Here is a 20,843-nt window from a genome sequence, read left to right on the forward strand (position 1 = left end):
TGTCCGGCGTCCGCGTCATCGGCGATCCGGGCCAGCGCCGACAGGTGATAGCCCGCGATCCTCCCGGCGCACTCCGCATCCAGCACATCGGTGCGGTACCGGAACCGCAACACCAACCGTCCAGCGTCCTGGCAGATTCCCACCCCCAGCACGACATCCTCAGGAAGATCCCCGCCGCCACCGCAGACGTCGAAGGCGGTCTCAAAGGCCGGCCCGGCGAGACCCAGCTCCCACCGCAGGTCACCCACCGGAAAGTCCCGGTGCGCCAGCAGATCCGAGACGACGTGAGCGGCGTGCTGCACCAGCTCCCGCCACGACACAGCATCGACCGCAAGCCGGCACGGCAACGCCCCACTACCAGCCGTCACATAACCCGTGGTGACCTCGCGCTCCCCGGACAACACCGCCAGAACCCTCGCATGCGCCGCCAGCACCACCGCACCGACCGGCACCCCCAACCCCTCCGCCACCTCCCGCAACGCGCCCGCCACGTCATCCGCAACCGCGACCTCGTACACACCCACACCACTGACCGGATCGGCCACCCACCGCGGCACCGCGGTGAATCCACCCGCCGTCACCACACCCCGCCAGAAATCCCGGCCGGACTCCATGCCACTCACTTGCCTCTCCATCAGGTCTCTCCTTCGTTGCTGTTGCTGTTGCTGTTGCTGTTGCCACGGAGTTGTCAGTTGCCGCCTGCCGGAACGGCCTGATGGTTGTTGCTGCCCTGCAAGGCCCCCAGGTCGGTAGGGGTGTCCCCCAGGTGCCGGGCGGGGTTTCCGCCCCATCGGGCCTGCCGGGGGACTTCCTCGCCCTTCATGAGGAAGGAGTCGGCGGCGAGCACCGCGCCGTCGCCCATCGTCACGCCGTAGTGGACGAAGGCGCCGACCCCGAGCGTGCAACCTGAACCGAGAATGCTGCGGTCGGACTTGAAGGTGCCGTCCTCCTGCGAGTGGCACTGGATCACGGTGCCCGCATTGAGCGTGCAGTCGTCACCGATGGTGATGAGCGACCTCTCCGGGAAGAAGCAGCCGTCGTCGAAGACCCGCTTGCCGAGCCGGACCCCCAGCAGCCGCCAGATCACGTTCTTGAAAGGGGTGCCGTCGAAGACTTGGACGTAGTCGACCGAAGCCATCTTCCAGAAGCGTTCATGCCGCCAGAAGGAGGGCTCGTAGATCGAGCAGTAGAGCGGTTTCAGGGCTCCGAATCCGGCGGCGGCCCGTTCGAGCAGTGCGAAGTAGGCGACGGTGAACACCAGAGTGAGGACGCTGGCCAGCGCGATCGCCGATGCACCGAACGAGCTGTAGAGCTCCGCTGCGCCCATGGTGACGAGGGTGATCACGAAGAGATGGATCCATCGCGCCAGCAGGTAGACCCCCGCGGTGACGGCGTTGTGCTTGTTCTTGGCGGCCAGACGGCCGCGCAGTTCGTCACCGTGGGCCAGGTGGTCGAACTTGGTGTCCCGCTCGACCGTGCGCGGGATCTCGAAGCTCGGCGAGCCCAGCAGGCCGACGCCTTCCCGTACGGGTCCGTCGATCGGGACCATGACCTTCGTCGCGAGCAGGCAGTTGTCGCCGGTCCTGGCCCCCGAGGGATAGGCGATGCGGTTCCCGAGGAAGTTGCGCGGGCCGATGGACACCCGCGACACGCGGAAGGACGTGCTCGAGAAGTCGGCATTGATGACCGACAGTCCGTCGGCGACCATCGTGCCGCTGCCGACAGTGGTCAGGTATGGGTTCTCGTGGTGCACTTCCGTGCCGAAGTTCGACCCGGTCTGCTCTACGCGGGACAGGTCGTAGCCGAGGTGGCGCAGGTAGTGGACGATGCCGGAGCTGTCACCGAACAGCGTGGTGAAGAACTTCCTGTTGGTCATGAACGCGATCGCCCGCTGGATGCCGTAATGGAAGCCGTACAGCGGATAGACCTTGCCGGGCCTGATGGCCAGGTTGAGCACGCGTGGCACTGTGGCCACGACGAGGAGGCCCAGGAGGATCGAGCCGAAGAAAAGCACGAAGGAGGCCGACAGGGCTTCGAGATAGAACGCCGGGTGTGTGAAGGCCACGGGCTCCGGATCCAGGAGTGCGCGGAGTTGCGGGGCTTCTGCGAGCAGTACGCTCACGCCGCCGACAGCCAGCGGCAGATAGAGCGCCAGTGTGGTCAGCACCTGCATGACGGTGTAGGCCAACCTTTTCAAGGTGTCGCAGTCCGCAGGGCCGACCGTCCGGTAGTCCACATCGGTCCGCTGCGCCGGGGAGCCGTGCCACCGTTCGCCGTCGGGCACGGTCTGTCCGGCGTGCAAGGAGGACGCGTGGCCCAGCTGTGCCCCGTCGCCCATGGAGGTGTCGATGTCGAGCACCGTGTGCTCGCTGACGAGCACGTCCTTACCCAGAGTGACCCGGCCGGTCTGGATGACACCGGCGTGTGCCCGGTAGCAGGAGTAGAGCGTGTCCTTGCGGATGACCGATCCGTCACCGATGGTGAGCAGATCGGTGCAGACCGGCATCGTGCGGGAGAGGATGGTGACGCCTTTGCCGATCCTCGCGCCCAGCGCCCTCAGGTAGAGCACGTGGAGCGGGGAGCCGGTGAACAGGCGCATGGGGCTGGTGCGGAGCAGGGTCTTGACACACCAGAGGCGCAGGTAGCCCAGACTCCACACGGGGATCCGGCGGGGCTTGAAGCGGCCGATGAGCACCCATTTCGCCAGGACCGGAAGCGTGCACGCGCCGACGAACACCGCGCCGCAGAACAGGACCGATCGCAGGTAGGAGTCGATGATTCCTGAGCCGGCGGAGATCCATTCATAGCCTCGGGTGGCGACAAGGGCGATGAGGTAGGAGTAGACGAGGAAGATCAGGAGCTGCAGCGTTCCGCAGAGGAAGGGCTGCCGCATGCCGGCCGGTGACGCCGGCACGGTCGCCGTCCCCTCCTCGGCGTGGACCGGTGCCTCGGCGTGGACCGCCGCCTCGACGGGGGCCGACGACTCGCGAGGGGCGGGCGCGGCATCCGTGAGCGCTGTCGCCAGGCTGCGGATCGTCGGGTGCCGGTAGATGTCCTTCATCGACACCGTCGGCAGGTCCGCCCGCTTTCTGACCCGGGCGCAGAACTGGGCCATCACCAGCGAGTCGGCGCCCAGGTCGTGGAAGAAGTGGCTGTCGGCCGACACCTGGTCGGCGCGCACGATTCCCGCGAGCACCTCGGCCATGAGCCTCTCGGTGCCGGTTTCCGGCTCGGCGTGGCCGACGTCCCGGGCGACCGGAACGTCGGCCGGAACGTCGGCCGGAACGTCGGCCGGAATTTCGGCCGGAATTTCGGCCGGACCGGCCGTCAGGGCCTCGGCAGTTTTCCCTGTCACGTGAGCTCCTTGAGGACGTTCGCTCAGCGCCGGCCCTGTCGCCGACCGGTCGTTTCGGCCGGTTCGGTGCCGAGCGCTCCGGGCGAAGAACGCCCCGATCTCGTCATTGCAGTTACGAGCGGGGATTCCTTCTTCCGTCCGGAGGCCTGGGCTTCAGGGACGGAATCCGGATACCCGCCTCTCCAGTACGCCCGTGCGGACAGAAACTGTCATGCCACCTCATTTCGGAACTTGACGCATATAACCGGCTCTGGTAGTCGGTGACCGCTGCCGGTCTCGCCGCCTGCTCGCCGGAGCTGTCCCCGGGTCGCTCCGACTCGGCCGCGCATCAGGAGCAGTCACCGCCTCCGTGACGCAATTGACACCGCCGCGGCCACCTGCGGTTACCCGTGATCGCGATGTACGTCAAGTCCCGAAATCCGGTGGCATGACATGGACGGCGCGAACGCGCGTACTGGAGGTGTTCCGGCGATTCGCCCCAAAGCCGGAGATTTCTTCCCTGAGCCGCCCCGGTCGGGCGAGCGGCCGGGCACATGGGGCGCAGACAGGAGGCGACCGTGCCGGTCATATCCGTTCCCCAGGACTTCAACGAGGACGAGCTGTACGTCGACCTCGAGGCGATCTTCGGGCATTCACTGTTCCTCAAATGCGAGGGCTTCAATTTCGCCGGCTCGATCAAGCTCAAGGCCGCCACCGAGATGGTCGAGGCCGCCGAACGCGACGGCCTGCTCACCCCCGGCTCGATCCTGGTCGAGTCATCCTCGGGCAACCTCGGCGTCGCCCTGAGCATGATCGCGGCCAGCAAGGGCTATCGGTTCCTGTGCGTGACCGACTCCCGCTGCAACCTGTCCACCCGGCTGCTCATGGAAGCCCTCGGTAGCCAGGTCCATGTCATCACCGAGCCCGACGCAGGCGGCGGCTTCCTCGGCGCGCGCATCGACCACGTTCGTGCGCTGTGCGACTCCGATGACCGGTACGTGTGGCTCAACCAGTACACCAACCCCGTCAACGGCATGGCCCACTACCGCAGGACCGCGCCGGCCATCGCCCGGCAGTTCCCGGATCTGGATGTGCTGTTCGTCGGGGCCGGCACCACGGGAACACTGATGGGCTGTTCACGTTGGTTCCGTGAGTGGCACCGGCCGGTGCGCATCGTGGCCGTCGACAGCGTGGGCTCGGTGACCTTCGGGGGCGCCCCTGGCCGGCGGATGATCCCCGGCCTGGGCACCAGTGTGCGCCCGCCGCTCCTGGACGAGTCCCTGGTCGACGAAGTGGTGTGCGTGGAGGAAGCCGACGCCATCCGGACCTGTCATCGTCTGGCCCGGCGAGGATTCCTGTTCGGCGGTTCCACCGGCACTGTTGTCAGCGGCGCGATGGACTGGCTGGCCCGGCAGGAGACGCAGGGGCTCACCGCGGTGGCCATCGCTCCGGACCTGGGTGAGCGGTACCTGGAGACCATCTACCAGAGCACCTGGGTGCGGAACCTGTACGGCGAGGACGCACTGGATTCCGAGACGCTGACCGCGGGTTCCCTGGCAGCCTGACGCGCGCACCGTTACTGCTCACCGGCCTCCGGCCCGGCGCACAGGGCACCCAGGCGCCCGACGCCGGGGTGGTGCCGTCAGAACGCCGGGCCCAACTCGGTCGGCGAGGTCGCCCCCGTCCCGCAGGATTCAGCCACCGGCCGCCTGACCGGTACCTCCGGAGGTGGCCGGAGAGGGCCTGAACCCCTTTGTGATGAGCCGGACGGCGAGCGACACCTCCCATGCGAACACCGGGAGGGCCGCCGCCGAACCCGGCACGGAGACCTGCTGGTAGAGCCCGAACATCACGGCGACCGCCGAAGCACAGATCACCGGGCCCCCGACCAGCCCCAGGACGGCGATGAACCGCGGCACAAGCCTCGACCGGTACATCAGGTACGCCAGCAGCACCGTGTTCAGGCCCAGGGCGATGTTGGGCCCGAGCAGGAACGTCCAGTCATGTATTGCCACCAGGGACTTGTCGGCAGCGGCGAGAGAGTCGCCGTCGGCGCCCGCAGCTCCCGCCAGGTCCTGCCGCAACGTCACGACCGACAGGACGCTGACGATGCCGACGACGATCACGGCAGCTTCGAGAAGACGACCACAGACATAGCCGAGCGCGACCCCCTCGTTCCACCTCTTGACGACGGGGAACAACGCCACCCCGGTGCCGACGACTGCGACCGCGAGGACCACCTCGCACAAAGCCCCGAGGGACACCCAGGTGTCGGCGCCGGGGGCGACGGCGTGATCCGTCGCGCCGAGCACCGGGCGATAGAGAACAAGCCCTGCGATCGCGGCGATCTCGGTGATCAGGAACAACACGCCCGCGACCACCGCGGTCCTTCTGTCTGAGCTCATCTTTGGTCTCTTTCGCTCCGCCCGAGCGGGTGTACGGCGTACACCTCGCGGCCGTCACCCTAGGTGTACGCCGTACACTCGTCAAGGGGGGATACCGTCGAGGCCCGATGAGGAGGAGAAGGTCGAGATGGCTCAGCAGGAGGAGGCCGCGCGCCGGCTGCCCCTGAACAGGGACCGAGTGCTACGTGCTGCCGTCACGCTCGCCGACGACACCGGGCTCGAGTCGCTCAGCATGCGCAAGCTCGCCCTGGAGCTGGGCGTTGTGCCGATGGCGCTCTACAAGCACGTGGCCAACAAGGAGCAACTCCTGGACGGCATGGTGGATGTCGTCGTCGGCGAGATCGATCCCCCGCTCCGCGGCTCCGACTGGAAGAGTGTGGTCCGGCACCGGATCCTTTCCGCCCGGCGGGTGCTGGTACGTCACCGCTGGGCGTCCCAGGTGATCGAGTCGCGGACCAGCCCGACTCCGGCAGTGCTGGAGTACCTGGACTCGATGATCGGGATGTTCCGGGCCGGCGGCTTCTCCGTCGATCTCACCCATCACGTGATGCATGCCATGGGCAGCCGTCTGCTGGGGTTCAGCCAGGAGTTGTTCGACGACTCACGAAGCGTCGACCCGAAAGCTCAGCCGGTGGCGGTCGGCGAGATGGCGGGGAAGTATCCCCGCCTCGCGGAGCTGGCCATGGCGGCGACCCACGACGGGGGGGCCGCCGTCGGCCGGAGTTGCGACGACCAGTTCGAGTTCGAGTTCGCGCTGGATCTCCTCCTGGACGGCTTTGAAAGGCTCCAGCAGCAGGGATGGACGTCCGTCGACCGTCCGACAGGGGCGACAGGGGCGACAGGGGCGACAGGGGCGACAGCATGAGGCAGCGCCTCGCAGCTGATCCGTGAGGCAAGGGCGCCCCGTCCCCGGGCTCGCAAGTGGGGCGCTCCGCGGTGAGCTCTCGGTCTCCGGCCCGGTCACGGGTCATGAGCGAAAAGTGAATCTCTGTCCCATCGACGCGGACCGGTCGCCGTCCAGGACCTCCCGCTTCCAGATGTCGATCTCACGCTCCGAGACCTCGTACTTGACGGCGGCCTCCGCGCGCGTCGTGCCCCCGGACTGCACGGCCGTGACGATCTGCGCCTTGTCCACCACCGAGAGCTCTTCGTTCGGCTTGTCCGGCAGGTCATCGGACCGGGAAGCTTCCGCGGAGTGACTTGTGGCGGCCGTGCCGGCGCTCTGCGGCGCCTGTGCGGCGTACGCGGCGCCGGTGGCTGCCGCCAGTGAGGCCGTAGCCAGGACGAGCAGACGCTGCCGGAGGTTTCCGGGCATCAGGGGTCTCCGTTTCCACGGCAGGGGGCTCTGCAGGCCTCGCCCCTGGACGCCGCCTTGGGCCGAACGGGCCGCTCGCGATGAGGGCCGCACTCCCATGAGGCCCGATCGGCCAAGCGTGGTCACGTTCCGAGGATTCGGGACTTGACGGAGCCGGGGACGCTCGAAACGGCCTGCGAAGGTGCCGGTGGGCAGCCTCCGGGCGTGCGGGAGCCCGGCGCGGTTGCGCGCGCTCGCCGAGATCGACCGCTGTTGCACGCCCGAAAGTGCACGGCGAAAGGCAGCCCGGTGACCTTCAGCCGACCGCGCGACGGAAGACCGGCCGGGCCCAAAGAGGTGGATCCGGAGGCGGTCCAGGGTCCCCCAGGGCTCCGGCCAATCCGGCGTCCACCCGAGTCGGCGGATGGGATTCCTTGCCGACGGGCCGGGCCGTGGCCTGCCGCATGGCCGCCACGAATTCGAGGCAGGAGCCGTAGCGGTCGTCGGGAGCCTTCGCCAGGGCCTTCGCCAGTACGTCATCGATGCCCGGCGGGACACCCGGCCGGTTCTCGCTCAGCGGAGGCGGCTGGTCGTACTGGTGCGCCCACAGCAGAGCGATGTCCTCGTCGCGCTGGAAGGGCGGCCCACCGGTGAGGGTTTCGTACACGACGCAGGCGAGGCTGTAGAGATCGCACCTGCCGTCCACGGGACGCCCGGAGATCTGTTCCGGTGCCACGTAGTCGAGCGTGCCGACGAACTCCCCCACGGTGGTGAAGCCGGTGAGCGACAGCGACTTCTTGGTCAGTCCGAAGTCCGTCAGATAGACGTGCTCGGGGTGGTCGATGTCGGTGCCCTTGGCGACCAGGATGTTGCCGGGTTTGACGTCCCGGTGCACCAGGTCGTGTTCATGGGCGGCATCGAGTGCTGACGCCACCTGGGCGGCGATGCGGATCGCGGTCGTGACGGGGAGCGGGCCGTCCCGGTCGAGCAAGGCCCGCAGGTCCAGCCCGGAGACGTAGCGCATCGCTATGTACAGCACACCGTCGGTCTCGCCGGCCTCGAAGATCGGCACGATATGGGGATGGTCGATCGCGGCGGCCACTCGTGACTCGTGGGTGAAACGGCGACGGAACGTGTCGTTGCGCGCCAGCTCCGGGGCGAGCAGTTTGAGCGCGACCGTACGGTCCAGGCGCAGGTCTTTCGCGGAGTAGACGACGGCCATGCCGCCGCGACCGATCTCGCGCTCCACCCGGTAGCCCGCGATCTGTGCCCCGATCAGGCCGGAGGAGCGGCCGGAGTAGAGACTCATGTCATTCGATGCCGGGTCCATCCGTCAGCCCCAACGCCCTTCTGCGCATGCCCGCAGCGGCCACGCTCCCGGGCCTCCGGGCCCCGGGGTCGCGTCCGCATCGTCGCCTCCGGCGCCCGCACCACTGCCGGGCCGGTCGCCGGCGCCGTCGTGCCGCCGTCCTCGACCGTCCCGTCCCGTGCCGTGGCACGACCCTGGCCGCAGGACCGGGTGATGCCGCACGACGCGAGCATCCTCGATGACGATCCCCACGGCGGCGGAGTCCGGCGCGGCACCGTTCCAGGCGCCGTCGGCGCGACGAGCCCCTTTCCTGTGCCCGAATTCTATCGAGTGGTCCATATTGGCGCCTGATCAGGATCGGCGCCTGATCAGGCGCAAATGCCTGGCGACAGCATCCACGAGCGTGGCACGACACACCCCACAGATGACGGAGACGGCCCGCGTACACCGCACGGAACGACGACTGCGCGACTCATGCCCTGCGGGGAGTTCGTGTCACCAGTCCCAGATCAGGCAGCCACCCTCATCCACGGCTGCCCACCGGGCGGCGGCCGCGTCGAGGGCGGGTCCCGTGCGGGCGAGGGCGGCACCGTCGAGGGGAGCGCGACCGATGCCGCGGCCTTCCGTGGGGAGCCCGCACCAGACCCGGTAGGCCCAATTGACGGCCAACTCGGCCGCCATCACGGCCTCTCCCTTACGGCGCAGCACCTTCAGACCCGAGCGGCGGTGCCTGCCAGAAGCGATCGGCTCGAAGCCCTGGAACGTGGCCCCCTGAGCGACAGCGCCCCAGAAGCCGTCCGTCATTCCGAGCGCCTCCTCGACGGAGGCATGGACCAGGTCGTGCGGCATGGTCGGGCCGGTCGGCTGTGCGGCCAGCCGGACATCGGGTCCCCGACGGTCACGCACAAGGATCTCGTGCCGGTTGTCCGCAAGCTTCCGAAAGTTGATTTCCATCAGGACCTGACGGTAGGCCGCCGCACCTGACCCGCCAACCGATTTACCGTCCAACCGACCCTGAGACCTGGCCTGCGTGGTCGTTTCCGGGGCCGCGACTTCGACCGGTGCTTATCGTGAAACAGCACAGTCGAAGCGGTACGACACCAGGCGGGCTCTACACCCGCGCCCGTGAGCTGCAGGAGGTCAACGAACGGCTGCGTCAGGCGCACGCGCGGGAACGGGAGGTCGCGCTCGTTGTGCAGGAGGCGATGCTGCCCGCGCCCAGGCCGGTCGGGAATCACCGGGTGGCGGTGCGCTACCGGCCCGCCGTCGGCGATGTCGTGGGCCACGGCCTGGCCGCCGCGGGAGTGATGGGACAGCTCCGCAGCGCCCTCAGCGCCGCGGTTTGCGTGGCCGACGGGCCGGCCGCAGCGCTCGACGCACTCGGCCAGTACGCCCGCTCCATCGAGGGTGCCGAGTCCACCACGGCGGTACAGGCCGTCGTCGACTGCGACGCCCGCGCTATCTCGTACAGCAGCGCCGGGCACCCACCGCCTGCGCTGCTCCATCGCGACGGCACCGTTTCAGTTCCTCGACCAGGCCACCGATCCCCCGCTCGGGGCCCGTCTGTGCTGCGCCCTCAGGCCGATACCGCCTTCGAAGAGGGAGCCCGGCGGCAACACCGACGACACCGCCCTGGTCGTCGTCCGGCTCTGAGGACGCCCCTTGGTCCCGGCCCGCGACCGAAGGCGTGTCCCACGACCTCACGGCTCTCCTCGGCCTGCCTGGCCGGGACGGGACGACTCGAGGAACTCGACGCAGCGGCCGAGCAGCGCGACCAGCGTCTCCCGCTCCTCCCGGCTGAACTCCGCGGCGAGACCCCGCTCGACGCGTACCGCACGGGCGTCCGCCTCGGCCATCACCTCCCGGCCCTTCTCGGTGAGCCGGGTCTCCAGGATGTTCTTGTGCCACTCGTGCGGGGTGCGCTCGATGAGGCCGCGCTCGTTCAGGTTCTTGAGCAGCGTGGTCATCGTGGGCGGCGTGACCCCGCATGCCCTGGCCAGCGCGGCCGCCGAGATTCCGGGATTGTCCGAGAGATGCAGCAGAGCCGCGTACTGCGGCACCGTCAGACCGGCCGGCTTCAGCACGGCGTGCTTGGTCGCGTTGAGCGCTTGTTCGGCTCGCTTGAGATGAAAACCGAGGCGCTCTGGAGCGGGCATCGACGTCATCTGCGCATCGTAACGAGCCCGAGGCTTCGAACCTTGACGGACATTCGAACACTAACTATGGTTCGTATTCATTCAACTCATACGGTTCTATCAACAGCCGAAACAGCCGAGGAGAAGGCACCATGTCCCGGGTTCTTCAGCACCGTTCCCTCGCCCTCGCCGCGACGGCACTCGCCGTCGTCATGCCCCTCGCATCCACCGCGCAGGCCACCGGTCCGGCCCCCGGCCCGTCCTTACCGATCCGCTCCGAGACGCATGCACGGATCTCCACGGCGTACGAACTGCCCGGCGACCGGGTTTATCCCGAGGGCATCGCCGCCGACCCGCGCACCGGACACCTCTACGCCGGGTCGTACACCGACGGCACGGTCTTCAGGATGACGCCGGGCCGGCGCGTGGCGGAGATCTTCCTTCCTGCCGGTGCGGACGGTCGCACCACCGCCAACGGACTGAAGGTGGACCAGGCCGGTCGGCTCTGGGTGATCGACTCCACGGCCGGTGTCTCCGTCTACGACGTACGCAGCCGCCGCCTGCTCGCCCGCTTCGAGGTCCCCGGTCACAGCGCGTCCTTCGTCAACGATCTCGCCCTCGCCCCGGACGGCAGCGCCTATCTCACCGACAGCCGGCGGGCCATGGTCTACCGCGTCACGCGGCAGCAGTTGGCCGAGGCAGAAGCGGACGGCACCCCCTACTTGCTCACGCCGCGATTCGACATGGGCAACCATGTCGATCCGCACGCCGCGTACACCCTCAACGGCATCGCCGCCGACCCGTCCGGGCGCTATCTGCTCACCGTCGACATGACGGGAGGCGCCCTCTACCGCCTCGATCTCGCCTCGGGCGCGATTCGCCGAGTCGCCCTGCACGGCGGCGACATGCTGCACGCCGACGGGCTGGAACTTCAGCACGGCAGGCTGTGGGCGGTGCACAACGTCACTCACACGATCAGTCGTTGGCGGATCGACGCCGACGGCTACGCGGCCCGCGCGGAACGCCGGGTGACCGACGAGGCGCTGCAGATTCCGACGACCCTGGTGCGCCGGCACGGGACGCTGTACGTGGTCCGCTCACAGTTCGACAAGGGCGGCCCCATGGGCCCGGGCACCCCGGAGAGCCCCTTCACCGTCGCGGCCGTGAACGGCATCTGAGCGTCCGAGGGCAGCTTCGCCGCAGCCGACACAGGGAGGCATTGCCACCGGCCCGGTGGGGGCCGGCCGTACCCGGCCCGCCCCCACCCGCAAACAGGCCGTGCCCTCACCGTGCCACCGGTACGTTCCGTCGGAGGCCGCCGTACCGGTCCGCAAGTGCCAGCAGCCCGAAGAAGTGGTAGGCCACACCGGTCCCGCGCCGCACGACGAGCACGGCGATGAGGAGGGCCGACGCGGGGACGCCGAGCCACCACCCCAGCCAGTGGATCAGGACACTCGAGGCCACAGCGCTGCCGAGCGCCACTCCGAAGACGGCACCCAGCACCGCGGCCAGGACGCGGATGCGCCCTGGTGTCTCATCAGTGCCGGCCTCACGCTCGCCCGCCCGGAGCCAGCGGACCATCACTGCCAGCATGACGGGTACGAGTACGGCTCCCATCCCGTACAACGTCAGCGCAACGGGTGACACCAGCCAGTCACCGACTCGGGACAAGGCCTCCCCCATGCCGGGACTGTGCGGCCACGTCGCGAAGGACTTCCGGTCGGCGGAGAAGAACCGCTGGTACCCCCGGCCGTCCCAGCCGTGGACCAGGATGAAGAACATTCCGAGGTAGCCCACTCCCGCCTGGAGGAAGGCGGCATACACCCGGCCGGCCGCGATCAGCCGCGCCGCGACCCAGTAACCCAGTGCGCCCTGGCTCACGTTGGTCGCGGCGAACAGCGCGACCAGCCAGGCGGGCAGCGATCCGTGCCCGCGAGCCACCTGCATCGTCTCCCAGTCCGGGAACCCCCACAGCAGCCAGGCACCGCTGGGCGCGAACAGCACAGCGCAGTACACGACGGTGACCATCAGACAGGGATCCGCGTCCCGAAGGGAGCGGCGAGGCGGGGCGCCTTCCCCGCCGCCCAGCCGGTATGCGGCGGCCGTCGCGAAGCCGGCGCCTATGCCGTACGACCAGAAGATGTCGACCTGGACCATCACACTCCCCTTTTCCGGAATGACGTGTCATTCCGTTTCGAAGGCAAAAATGAGCAGTCCTTGCGAGCCTGCGGCTCAGGAGGAGCCGAGGCCGTCGAACATGAGCGTTTCCACCGTGCGGATCCACGGCTCACGCAGGACACGGGGATCCTGCACATGCAGCAGCCGCACCGCGCCGGTCACGATCATCCCGTTCACCGCGAGCCCGACGATGTGCGCGTCCAGATCACGGCGCAGAAATCCGCGTTCCTGTCCGTTGCGGATGAACGCGGCGGTGTACGCGGCTGCCGCCTCCATCGCCCGTCCGGCGAGGTCGGGCTCGGCACGGTCGATCGCTATCGCGTCGTAGAACAGGATGCGGCACAACTCCGGTTCCGCCACAACGAGGTCGAACAGCTTGTGGCCGATCCGCCCGACCTGCTCCCGGTACTGCGTCACTGTCGCGGAGGAGCCGGGGTCCTCGTCGGAGAGCGCATCCGTCACCTGCCGCAGCGCCCTCGACACCACGCTGCGTGCGATGTCCTCCTTGTTCTTGAAGTAGCGGTAGAACGTCCCGTGTCCGGCGCCGAGTTCGCGCGCGATGTCGGAGATCCCGGTCGCGTGGTAGCCCCGCTCGGCGAAGACCCTCCCCGCCGCGCGCAGGATCGCCTCACGCTTGTCGACCACGCCTCTGGGCACGAAGGACCCCCCTGCGTCGGCACGCCACGGAATGACGTGTCATTCTCGAACTGCCCACCGTTCGCCGTCAACAGGCCCGCACTCGCGACGCCGGACACTCACGCCAGGTCGAAACCCGCGTGCCCGCGGGCGGACGGGACTGCACCGCTGACGAGTGGGCGGCGGACGTCGGCCGGGCCGCCCGCCTCGACATCGGCCAGGAGGGGTACCTGGCCGTCCGCGGCATGACAGCCCCGGCGCCGTATCAGGCCGGCCAACACTTCCTGTGCTTCTGGCCACACCCCGCGCACCCGGGTGCGGCCGTGATCAGCCGGCAGACCTCAGTCCCAGGAAGGTTCCATCGCCAGGACCCCTGGCTGCCGCCCTGAGGACAGGTGCGATGAGGGCTTCGTGCTCGGGATCGTGTGCGTGGCAGACATCAAATACCTCCAGTTCAAATGTGGTTGCGACCGGGGACGGCATCCCTGGGACAGGCGATGTTGTCGACGGGTTCTCCTCCCACGTGAAAGGCCGTTCAGACCTTGCGGCCCACTCCTGCGTACTTCGAGTCCTCCGCGTCCGTGATCTCCAACGAGTCCATCCGGCGGATCGAACCGTCGTCGAGCCTGGGTACGACGACGTCGGGCCGCCATCGGTGGCAGGCCACCAGCCCGGGGTCGACGAGTTCCAGACCGCTGAAGAAGCGCTCGATCTCCGAGCGGGTGCGGAGCCGGAGGGGACCGGTACCGGCTGTGGTGTTGTAGGCGGTGACGACGTCGGTCATGTCGCAGAAGTCACCGGTGAGATGGGAGATCGTCACATAGCTGCCGGGTGCGAGCGCGTCCACGAGTTCGGTGACCGCATCGTGCGGCTGCTGCGCGTCGTCGACGAAGCACAGCACATTGTTGAGGCAGAGGCCGACCGGTCTGGTCAGGTCCAGCGTGGCCTTGATCTGTGACGCGTCGAGGATCGAAGCGGGGTCGGCGAGGTCGGCGCGGACGAAGACCGTACGTCCCCCACGGGCCTTCAGCAGGGCCTCTGCATGGCGTTCGACGATCGGATCGTTGTCGACGCAGACGACGCGGGCGTCCGGCACGGCGTGGCGGACGATCTGCTGAAGGTACGGCTCGACGGGAGCGCCGCAGCCGACGTCCAGGTACTGGTCGATACCGCTCCGGGCGAGGAAGTAGGCACTGCGCTCCATGAAATGGCGGGCTGCCCAGGCCGAGCGGCGGGCGTTGGGGTGGCGGCGCATGATCCCCGTCGCCGCCTCTTCGTCCACGAGGTAGTGATCCTTGCCTCCGAGCAGGGCGTTGTACACCCGGCCCGGATGCGGTTTGCCGGCGTCCGCACGTCCCTGTGCGGATCCGCCGTCGAGCCCGCTCAACGCCACACTCCGTTCCTCTGGTCTCGTAAGTTCCGCTTCACGGGCGAAGGGCCCGGGGTCGCTGCGACGAAGGCGCGGGCAGAGGTCCGAACTCGCAGCCACGAACCGAAGTTGGGGACAGGGCCTGTTCGAAGGCTCGCTGTGATGCCACACTCATCCCTGCCTCCAGTCGGGTACATCAACCGGCACGGCGGAGCACAGGCAATGAAGCCTGCCCCTTCAAGGTCGCCAGATTGAAGTTATCTCCATCTGGACGCCTGATCAAGTGACTAGAGTGTATTCGCCAACCCGCCGGCCCTGCGTAGAAGGTCTCCATGCCTGATCGCTTCTTCAATCGCGTGCGCTTCCGCGAAGTACGCAGAGCACGAGATCTCACCCAGGACGATGTCGCGCACGCCGTGGGCGCAGCCGGTTCGTCGGTCTCCAACTGGGAGGCAGGGCGCTCCGTTCCGGCACCCGAGAAGCTTCCCGTGCTGGCGGCACTGCTCGACCAGAGCCTCGATGAGCTCTTTCCCCGGGGTGACACCCTCCCCGACCTGGCGGACCTGCGCGCCGACGCCGGGCTGTCCCAGCAGGAGACCGCCGCCATCACCCGGACCCGCTCCGCCAAGCCGGTGGCCAACGCCGAAGGCGGCAAGTCCCCGCTGGCCGACAAGTATCTGGAGCCGCTCGCGCTGGCGTACGGAGTCCGCGTGGACGACCTGCTGGCGGCGCAGCGGCGGTCCTTCGGCGAGGAAGGCATGTCCCCGACCCCTGCCGCGCCATCAGCAGCGGCGTCGCCGCAGGGCGCCGCTGCGGCCCCGCCGGGCCTACCGCGCACGATTGTCGAGAAGATCGAGTATCTGCTGGAGCAAACGGACTCGCAGGGACTCCCCCGGCCCGACGACGCGGAGATCGCCCATCGCGGAAACGCGGCGGTGGGACGGCCTGTGCTGAGCGAGTCCCTGGTCCGTGAACTGCGAACCGGAGCACGGTCGTCGGCGACGCAGGAGGTCCTCCGGGCGCTCGCGGGGGCCCTGGACATCCCTCCGCTCTTCTTCGAGAGCGACGATCACGAGGTGCACAGGATCGTCAGCGGAGCGCGGCTGGTGAGCAAGGGGCTCATCGGGATCGCCGCTCGCGGCGACGGGGGCGAAGTACCGGCCGAGCTGCTGGACTTCCTCGCAGGCGTCCTCGACGAGGTGCGCGGAACCAAGAACGCCGAATGACCCGGAGAAGCCCGAACGACCCGTCGGCCCGCCGGTCCGCTCGGCAGCCGGCGGGGGCCGGCCGGACTCGCCGCGCCGGCCGACAGGACGGCCGGGCGGGACGCGCCCGTGGGACACATCCCGCCCGTTTGCGGCCGGTCAGTCCCAGACGGGATCCGGCACCCGCTGCCCTTCCGCCTGAGTTACGAGACCGGCATGCGCAGCACCGGAGGCCGAGTCCGCCAGATCCCAGACCGGATCACTCTGGATACCGATGCCCGGTGCCGACCGGCCCAGAACCAGCGCCGCGGCTGCCGCCGTCAGTGCCAGCGCAACGGTCCTCCTACGCACTACCCTCATCCGTTACCTACCTTCGTCGGGGCCCGGTGGCACGATCCCTCGGCCTTGGTCGCACGAAGGCCATCGTCGTGCAGCACACGAACGGGCCGGGGTGAAGTCTGCGGGATCTTGTCTGTATGCTCCACGTCCACGCCCACTGAGATCAAGCTTTCACGGCTTCGTGCCAACGAGCTTCCGGTATACGCAGGTGTGTCAAATGCCCCCGAAGCAGAAAGAGTCAGATGGGCAGGGCATGTCGCTCGAGCTGACCGCCGAAGCTCTGGCCCTATACCACCACATGGCCCGGGGCAGCCTCGTCTGGCCCCTCGGCACACCAGGTCTGACGGAGCTCGTCGAAAAAGGCCTCGCGGTGCGCAATCCCTACGAGCCCGACCTCTATCTGCTGGCCGACCAGTATCACGTCTACCAGACCCATGTGGAGCGTGATGTCGCGGTCATCGCGGCAGCTGCCGCGCGGCTACTGCGGATGCCCGACGCGATGAGCCAGCTGCCTCAGGTGCTCGCCCAGGCGGACGGGAGCTGCGAGTACATGGCAGACAAGGCCGAGGCGAACGCAGAGATCATCAAGGCGCTGGCCGGTATGACCTCGCACGTATGGACTGCCCACCCCATCGACCGCGCGGAGGGGTCGATACTGCAGTCCCTCCCCCGCGACATCGACAACCTGAAGAGGAACCTCGGACTTCGCACGATCTACGCGAACAGCGCGCGCAATCGACCCCATATGTGCCACTGGGCCGAGCAGGTCACCGAGCACGGTGCCGAAGTGCGCACCCTGCCAGGCGGATTCATGCGCATGATCATTGTCGATGACGTGTTCGTCCTGCTGTCCGACTACCGTCCCGGCGCCGACATCAGAGGACCTGCCTGGAAGATCACGCACCCCGGACTCGTCGCAGCGTGGATCGAGGTCTACCGGCAACAGTGGCACCGCGCAGAGCCGTGGATGGGCGGACATGTACGTCCGGCGGAGAAGACACTGACGACCACCACCCAGCGACGCATTCTGCGCCTGATGAGCGCGGGCCACAAGCAACCGCAGATCGCCTCCGAACTCGGCGTCACGTCCCGCACCGTGAGCGCCTATCTGGCCCCTCTCTACGACAAGCTGGGCATCGCACCCGGCGATCAGTTCAGACTCGGCGAGTTCTGGCGTGAGACGCAGGAGCGCTTCCTGGACTGACGCTCGTTCACGTGGAGCGGCGCCCGCGGAACACCTCCGTCGGCGGGTGGGAACCGGCGCAGCGCCTCCGTTCGCGGGCAGTCGTCGATCAGGAGAGGACGCGCGCTGCTGCCGCCGCCGTGTCCCGGTACTTCCTGACGACGGAGGAATGGCGCATCGCCCGGGACATGTCCTCGAAGTTGCTGGTGACCACCCCCGGGACCGGTGGCATCCACTCGAGCACACAGCCCTTGCCGACAAGCACCCTGGTCCGTACGGCTGCGGCGACCATCGCCGCGTCGCCTACGACTTCGGCCAGCGAGCGATCGGCACCGGCGGCTGCGGCCTCGGTGGCCGCGGCGCGCCGTGTCTCCGGGTCCAGATAGCTCCTGAGGTTCAGCAGTCCGTCGTGAATGTCGGAGACGCGCTGGGTGAGCCGCATGTCCAGGGGAGCCCACCAGATGTGCGCCGGCGTCCCGCCGGGCGAGGAGACCTCGCGTACCTCCTGCCAGAGCGGGTGGAGGCGACGCAGGTGCGCCAGAACACCCAGATGCGCGGACAGGCGCTCCCCGATCAGTGGTGCCAGAAAGCCGATGCAGCACAGGAACGCCCCGAGCGATGCGCACTGCGGCGCGATGTCCGTGCTGAGGGTGTCCCAGTCGCGGCCGGTCCAACGAGCCCCGACGGCAAGGAGCTTGACGACCGAAAAGGTCCCGTTGACGAGGTAGCCGATGACGATGCCCGTCAAGCCCGCGCGCAACCAGCCGCCGACCTTTCTGGACCATCGCCAGCACATGGTCATCATGGTGCCGGTCGTCACGGTGTGGGTCAGCAGGTAGAGAAGGATCATCTCCCGGACGAACGGGGTCCCGGCGTAGTACGTGTCGAAGTCCCGGAGCCTTTCCAACGGCGCGTCGCCCAGCGCGAACAGGATGGGCAGGGCACCGGCGATGCACAGATAGGCGCTTACCCAGCGCCGGGTGAGTTTGCGTACATACACCTCCGGACCGCCTCGCCAGCTGATGATGAGAAGCATGCTGGCAAGGCCGTAGAGGGTGACGAGGCTGTAGACGAGCGGCCCGGAGAAGTTGGGGATCCCTGTGAAGTCGTTGACTGCCGCGATCGTCGGTGGAGCGGCACAGACGAAGGTCAGACTACCCAGCGCGAGCACCAGACCCACGGACCTGACGAGGGGGTCGTGCCAGGAGCGGCGCAGTGCGGGCAGGCGGATTCCGACGGCGACTGCCAACGCGGCTGCCGGCACGTAGAGGTCAGTGCCTTCCACCGTCCGCCTTCGCACTCGCGCTGCCCAGGGACGCCCTGATGCGGTCGGCTAAGGGGTCGCCGGGATCGCGGGGCCGGTCGCCGGGATCGACGAGGAGCTTGCCGAATCCGGTGGCGAGCACCAGACCGAAAAGTTCCGCCGCTTCTTCCGCCTTGGGGTTGTGACCGCCGCTCCGATCGCCGCCTGCCTGCCGGGCGGCGACGGTGAGCAGCGATTCGACAGCCGCCTCGAGGTCGTCCCCGGCCACGGACAGGGCCCGGGCCGCTACTTGGTGTCCCAGTACGTCGAGGTGGCCGTCGCCCTTGTACGCGTGCCACAGCTCATGGCCGATCACACGGATCTTGAGCAGTGGAGCCGCGCGTTCCTCGACCAGGAGGATGTCACGGTCCTCCATGCGGAAGCAGAGACCGCTGTAGGCCGCCGGGAGCACCCGCGTGCGGTAGTGGCACGGCCGGTTTCTGCGCCGGCCGAAGACCTCGCAGATCGCGGCGCACAACTCGTCGACTTCCACAGGGGCCGGAAGCCCGCCCACCTCGTCGAGCAGAGCGCTGCACAGTCGGCGCATGTGGAGTCGCTCGAGCACCATTTCCCCCGTGTACGGCCTCAGGTCGAATGCGAGCCGGGTATGTGGCGGCGTGCCCCGTGTCCCTGGCGGTCGGGCACTCCGCATGTTCATCCAACCCGTCACTCTGAGTACATTCCAAGGTTACAGCCGCGTACGCAAGCGGATTGGCCTTCGCATAGCGGAAGTTCGGAACCACGCAACCGTCATAGGCCGAAATACCTGCCGGTTCCGGACGGACCGCGAGCGCGCGGTGCGCAACACGCACGAGCACACGCGCAGCACGCACGGCCACGATCTCTTGCACGAGTCGGTCGTCTCCGTCGGTGGGACGGGCAGGCGCTCCACCGCCATGCAGGGCTCTCCAGGACGGTGGAGCAGAACCGCTCAGCCCTCCTCGCCAGCCCGGTCCGATGCATGAACCGCGTCGGTGGTTTCGGCGTTGCGCGCCGCAGTCAGGAGGGGCGGCGAGCGTGGACGTAGAGGTGCTGCTCGGGTTCCGCGCCCTGCCCGTGCGGGCGGTACAGGGCGGTGTGGTGGTGCACCACCTCAAGGCCGGCCTCCTCCAGCACCCTCAACTGGTCCTCGGTGGCCAGGCTGCTGACGGTGACCTCGTGGCCCATCCACACGATGTCCAGACTCCTGATGTCCCCGGGCACGGTGGCCATCGCGAACGATCCGCCGGGGGCGACCCAGGACGCCGTCCTCGTCAGCGAGGCCGCCACCTCGGGCTGGTCCATCACCAGCAAGGGGAAGAAGGCGCACACCGCGTCGTACCCGCCGTCCGGTGCCCGGTAGGTGCGGACGTCGGCCTGCTCGAAGCGGGCGGCGGGCACACGCTCCCTGGCGAGCCGGACCATTTCCGCCGACACGTCGATGCCGGTGACCGCCAAGCCGGCCCGGGTCAGCACCTCGGCGGTCGGGCGACCGGTGCCGCTGCCCACATCCAGGACGCGGGCACCGGGTGCGAGGCAGCCGGTGAGCCAGTCCAGGGCGGCGATCTGGCCGGGCACACCGGCGAACACCTCCTCGTAACGCGCGCCCACCTCGTCGAAGACCTCGGCGGCGGAGGCCCCCCGGGCCCGTCGGGCCTCGCTCACTCCACCACCTCGGTGTCGTAGAAGCAGTAGTGCCCGGCGATGGCGGCCACCTCGGGTTTGGGATCGGGGTAGGCCCAGACCAGATCGTCCGCGCCTGGCACCGACCAGTAGGAGGCGTCGCCCTTGAAGGGGCAGTGCGAGTTCGAGGCGGAGGGGATCAGCAGGTCGGTGCGTACGTCGGCGGGCGGCAAGTAGTACCGGACCGGGCAACCCGTCTCGCGCAGGACCAGGGGCCGCCTGCTCTCGGCGAGCAGCCGCCCGTCCCTTACGACCCGGACATGCTCGGCGCCCGGCTCGACCGTGATCCGGTGGCGTCCGGCATGGGGCGTGCTCCGTGGTGTCTGTGCAGTCATAACCGGATCAGCGTCCGGGCGGGAGCTGGTGTTCCCGGATCCGGCGTCGGAACGCCGTTCGGCCGTGGCCCACCTCCCCTGCGTGCCGGCGGGCACCGGCACGACTCAGCGGTGCGAGGGCAGCCCGAAGGAGCCGGTGTCGCGGACGAGGAGGGA

18 protein-coding genes and 2 pseudogenes are annotated in these 20,843 nt (G+C 68.6%); 6 read left to right on the top strand and 14 right to left on the bottom strand.

Translation table 11 applies throughout. From position 1 onward, the window contains the following. Both ACFU5O_RS13430 and ACFU5O_RS13435 read right to left on the bottom strand, forming a co-directional pair. A pseudogene (locus tag ACFU5O_RS13430) lies at positions 1–614 on the bottom strand (non-ribosomal peptide synthetase); the annotation flags it as partial. A gap of 74 nt (positions 615–688) precedes the next feature. Next, the gene (locus ACFU5O_RS13435) at positions 689–3,205 is read right to left on the bottom strand and encodes a Pls/PosA family non-ribosomal peptide synthetase (RefSeq protein WP_384240417.1); all 2,517 of its coding nucleotides are present in this window, start codon (positions 3,203–3,205) and stop codon (positions 689–691) included. A 707-nt stretch (positions 3,206–3,912) separates the two neighbouring features. Between ACFU5O_RS13435 and sbnA the strand changes: the two genes are divergently transcribed. Then, positions 3,913–4,899: a 2,3-diaminopropionate biosynthesis protein SbnA gene (gene sbnA / locus ACFU5O_RS13440; protein ID WP_384239707.1), complete on the top strand. Its 987-nt coding sequence runs from the start codon at positions 3,913–3,915 to the stop codon at positions 4,897–4,899. A 129-nt stretch (positions 4,900–5,028) separates the two neighbouring features. Here sbnA and ACFU5O_RS13445 read toward each other — a convergent pair whose 3' ends face one another. Further along, positions 5,029–5,739: a DUF4386 domain-containing protein gene (locus ACFU5O_RS13445; RefSeq protein ID WP_384239709.1), complete on the bottom strand. Its 711-nt coding sequence runs from the start codon at positions 5,737–5,739 to the stop codon at positions 5,029–5,031. Positions 5,740–5,866: 127 nt separating this feature from the next. Here ACFU5O_RS13445 and ACFU5O_RS13450 point away from each other — a divergent pair, with 127 nt between their 5' ends. Then, entirely contained in the window at positions 5,867–6,604 is a 738-nt protein-coding gene (locus ACFU5O_RS13450; protein WP_384239711.1) for a TetR/AcrR family transcriptional regulator C-terminal domain-containing protein, read from the top strand. 102 nt (positions 6,605–6,706) lie between these two features. Here ACFU5O_RS13450 and ACFU5O_RS13455 read toward each other — a convergent pair whose 3' ends face one another. From ACFU5O_RS13455 to ACFU5O_RS13465, 3 genes are all read right to left on the bottom strand, one after another. Next, complete coding sequence (locus ACFU5O_RS13455) at positions 6,707–7,054, bottom strand: DUF1153 domain-containing protein (RefSeq protein ID WP_384239713.1); 348 nt, start codon at positions 7,052–7,054, stop codon at positions 6,707–6,709. Positions 7,055–7,349: 295 nt separating this feature from the next. Further along, a complete protein-coding gene (locus ACFU5O_RS13460; RefSeq protein ID WP_384239715.1) occupies positions 7,350–8,363 on the bottom strand; it encodes a serine/threonine-protein kinase in 1,014 nt (337 codons plus the stop codon). A 474-nt stretch (positions 8,364–8,837) separates the two neighbouring features. Next, on the bottom strand, positions 8,838–9,296 hold the full coding sequence (locus ACFU5O_RS13465) for a hypothetical protein (protein ID WP_384239717.1): 459 nt from the start codon (positions 9,294–9,296) through the stop codon (positions 8,838–8,840). Between the two features lie 128 nt (positions 9,297–9,424). On the opposite strand from ACFU5O_RS13465, the pseudogene ACFU5O_RS13470 reads away from it, so the two are divergent. Continuing rightward, a pseudogene (locus ACFU5O_RS13470) lies at positions 9,425–9,949 on the top strand (PP2C family protein-serine/threonine phosphatase); the annotation flags it as partial. A 93-nt stretch (positions 9,950–10,042) separates the two neighbouring features. On the opposite strand, the gene ACFU5O_RS13475 reads toward ACFU5O_RS13470, so the two are convergent. Beyond that, the gene (locus ACFU5O_RS13475; RefSeq protein ID WP_384239719.1) at positions 10,043–10,507 is read right to left on the bottom strand and encodes a MarR family winged helix-turn-helix transcriptional regulator; all 465 of its coding nucleotides are present in this window, start codon (positions 10,505–10,507) and stop codon (positions 10,043–10,045) included. 122 nt (positions 10,508–10,629) lie between these two features. Between ACFU5O_RS13475 and ACFU5O_RS13480 the strand changes: the two genes are divergently transcribed. Continuing rightward, on the top strand, positions 10,630–11,655 hold the full coding sequence (locus ACFU5O_RS13480) for an SMP-30/gluconolactonase/LRE family protein (protein ID WP_384239721.1): 1,026 nt from the start codon (positions 10,630–10,632) through the stop codon (positions 11,653–11,655). A 106-nt stretch (positions 11,656–11,761) separates the two neighbouring features. Here the strand turns inward: ACFU5O_RS13480 and ACFU5O_RS13485 are convergent, their stop codons facing one another. The 3 genes from ACFU5O_RS13485 to ACFU5O_RS13495 all read right to left on the bottom strand — a co-directional run bounded on the left by ACFU5O_RS13485 (position 11,762) and on the right by ACFU5O_RS13495 (position 14,684). Next, a complete protein-coding gene (locus ACFU5O_RS13485; protein ID WP_384239723.1) occupies positions 11,762–12,634 on the bottom strand; it encodes a hypothetical protein in 873 nt (290 codons plus the stop codon). 75 nt (positions 12,635–12,709) lie between these two features. Continuing rightward, positions 12,710–13,312, bottom strand: coding sequence for a TetR/AcrR family transcriptional regulator (locus ACFU5O_RS13490; protein ID WP_384239725.1), 603 nt, complete (start codon positions 13,310–13,312; stop codon positions 12,710–12,712). 514 nt (positions 13,313–13,826) lie between these two features. Continuing rightward, positions 13,827–14,684, bottom strand: coding sequence for an SAM-dependent methyltransferase (locus ACFU5O_RS13495; RefSeq protein WP_384239726.1), 858 nt, complete (start codon positions 14,682–14,684; stop codon positions 13,827–13,829). Between the two features lie 308 nt (positions 14,685–14,992). On the opposite strand from ACFU5O_RS13495, the gene ACFU5O_RS13500 reads away from it, so the two are divergent. Both ACFU5O_RS13500 and ACFU5O_RS13505 read left to right on the top strand, forming a co-directional pair. Further along, positions 14,993–15,886, top strand: a complete 894-nt coding sequence (locus ACFU5O_RS13500) for a helix-turn-helix transcriptional regulator (protein WP_384239728.1) — start codon at positions 14,993–14,995, stop codon at positions 15,884–15,886. Positions 15,887–16,457: 571 nt separating this feature from the next. Further along, positions 16,458–17,408, top strand: coding sequence for a LuxR C-terminal-related transcriptional regulator (locus ACFU5O_RS13505; protein WP_384239730.1), 951 nt, complete (start codon positions 16,458–16,460; stop codon positions 17,406–17,408). 88 nt (positions 17,409–17,496) lie between these two features. On the opposite strand, the gene ACFU5O_RS13510 is transcribed toward ACFU5O_RS13505, so the two are convergent. The 4 genes from ACFU5O_RS13510 to ACFU5O_RS13525 form a co-directional block, all read right to left on the bottom strand. Beyond that, positions 17,497–18,672 carry an MAB_1171c family putative transporter gene (locus ACFU5O_RS13510; protein ID WP_384239732.1) on the bottom strand — a complete coding sequence of 392 codons (1,176 nt, stop codon included), beginning with the start codon at positions 18,670–18,672 and terminating at the stop codon, positions 17,497–17,499. Beyond that, positions 18,659–19,258, bottom strand: a complete 600-nt coding sequence (locus ACFU5O_RS13515; protein WP_384239734.1) for a toxin-antitoxin system, toxin component — start codon at positions 19,256–19,258, stop codon at positions 18,659–18,661. Before ACFU5O_RS13515 ends, ACFU5O_RS13510 begins: the two co-directional genes overlap by 14 nt. Positions 19,259–19,689: 431 nt before the next feature. After that, positions 19,690–20,334, bottom strand: a complete 645-nt coding sequence (locus ACFU5O_RS13520; RefSeq protein WP_384239736.1) for a class I SAM-dependent methyltransferase — start codon at positions 20,332–20,334, stop codon at positions 19,690–19,692. Then, entirely contained in the window at positions 20,331–20,687 is a 357-nt protein-coding gene (locus tag ACFU5O_RS13525) for a DUF427 domain-containing protein (RefSeq protein ID WP_384239737.1), read from the bottom strand. Before ACFU5O_RS13525 ends, ACFU5O_RS13520 begins: the two co-directional genes overlap by 4 nt. Positions 20,688–20,843: the final 156 nt, after the last annotated feature.

It is taken from the genome of Streptomyces sp. NPDC057445 (assembly GCF_042802855.1).
GTDB lineage: Bacteria > Actinomycetota > Actinomycetes > Streptomycetales > Streptomycetaceae > Streptomyces.

Coding starts and splice junctions, on each gene's coding strand:
- ACFU5O_RS13500 (WP_384239728.1), top strand. CDS start 14,993: ATGCCTGATCGCTTCTTCAATCGCGTGCGCTTCCGCGAAGTACGCAGA.
- ACFU5O_RS13485 (WP_384239723.1), bottom strand. CDS start 12,634: ATGGTCCAGGTCGACATCTTCTGGTCGTACGGCATAGGCGCCGGCTTC.
- ACFU5O_RS13460 (WP_384239715.1), bottom strand. CDS start 8,363: ATGGACCCGGCATCGAATGACATGAGTCTCTACTCCGGCCGCTCCTCC.
- ACFU5O_RS13480 (WP_384239721.1), top strand. CDS start 10,630: ATGTCCCGGGTTCTTCAGCACCGTTCCCTCGCCCTCGCCGCGACGGCA.
- ACFU5O_RS13445 (WP_384239709.1), bottom strand. CDS start 5,739: ATGAGCTCAGACAGAAGGACCGCGGTGGTCGCGGGCGTGTTGTTCCTG.
- ACFU5O_RS13455 (WP_384239713.1), bottom strand. CDS start 7,054: ATGCCCGGAAACCTCCGGCAGCGTCTGCTCGTCCTGGCTACGGCCTCA.
- ACFU5O_RS13435 (WP_384240417.1), bottom strand. CDS start 3,205: ATGGCCGAGGTGCTCGCGGGAATCGTGCGCGCCGACCAGGTGTCGGCC.
- ACFU5O_RS13515 (WP_384239734.1), bottom strand. CDS start 19,258: ATGGTGCTCGAGCGACTCCACATGCGCCGACTGTGCAGCGCTCTGCTC.
- ACFU5O_RS13465 (WP_384239717.1), bottom strand. CDS start 9,296: ATGGAAATCAACTTTCGGAAGCTTGCGGACAACCGGCACGAGATCCTT.
- ACFU5O_RS13525 (WP_384239737.1), bottom strand. CDS start 20,687: ATGACTGCACAGACACCACGGAGCACGCCCCATGCCGGACGCCACCGG.
- ACFU5O_RS13505 (WP_384239730.1), top strand. CDS start 16,458: ATGTCGCTCGAGCTGACCGCCGAAGCTCTGGCCCTATACCACCACATG.
- ACFU5O_RS13475 (WP_384239719.1), bottom strand. CDS start 10,507: ATGACGTCGATGCCCGCTCCAGAGCGCCTCGGTTTTCATCTCAAGCGA.
- ACFU5O_RS13450 (WP_384239711.1), top strand. CDS start 5,867: ATGGCTCAGCAGGAGGAGGCCGCGCGCCGGCTGCCCCTGAACAGGGAC.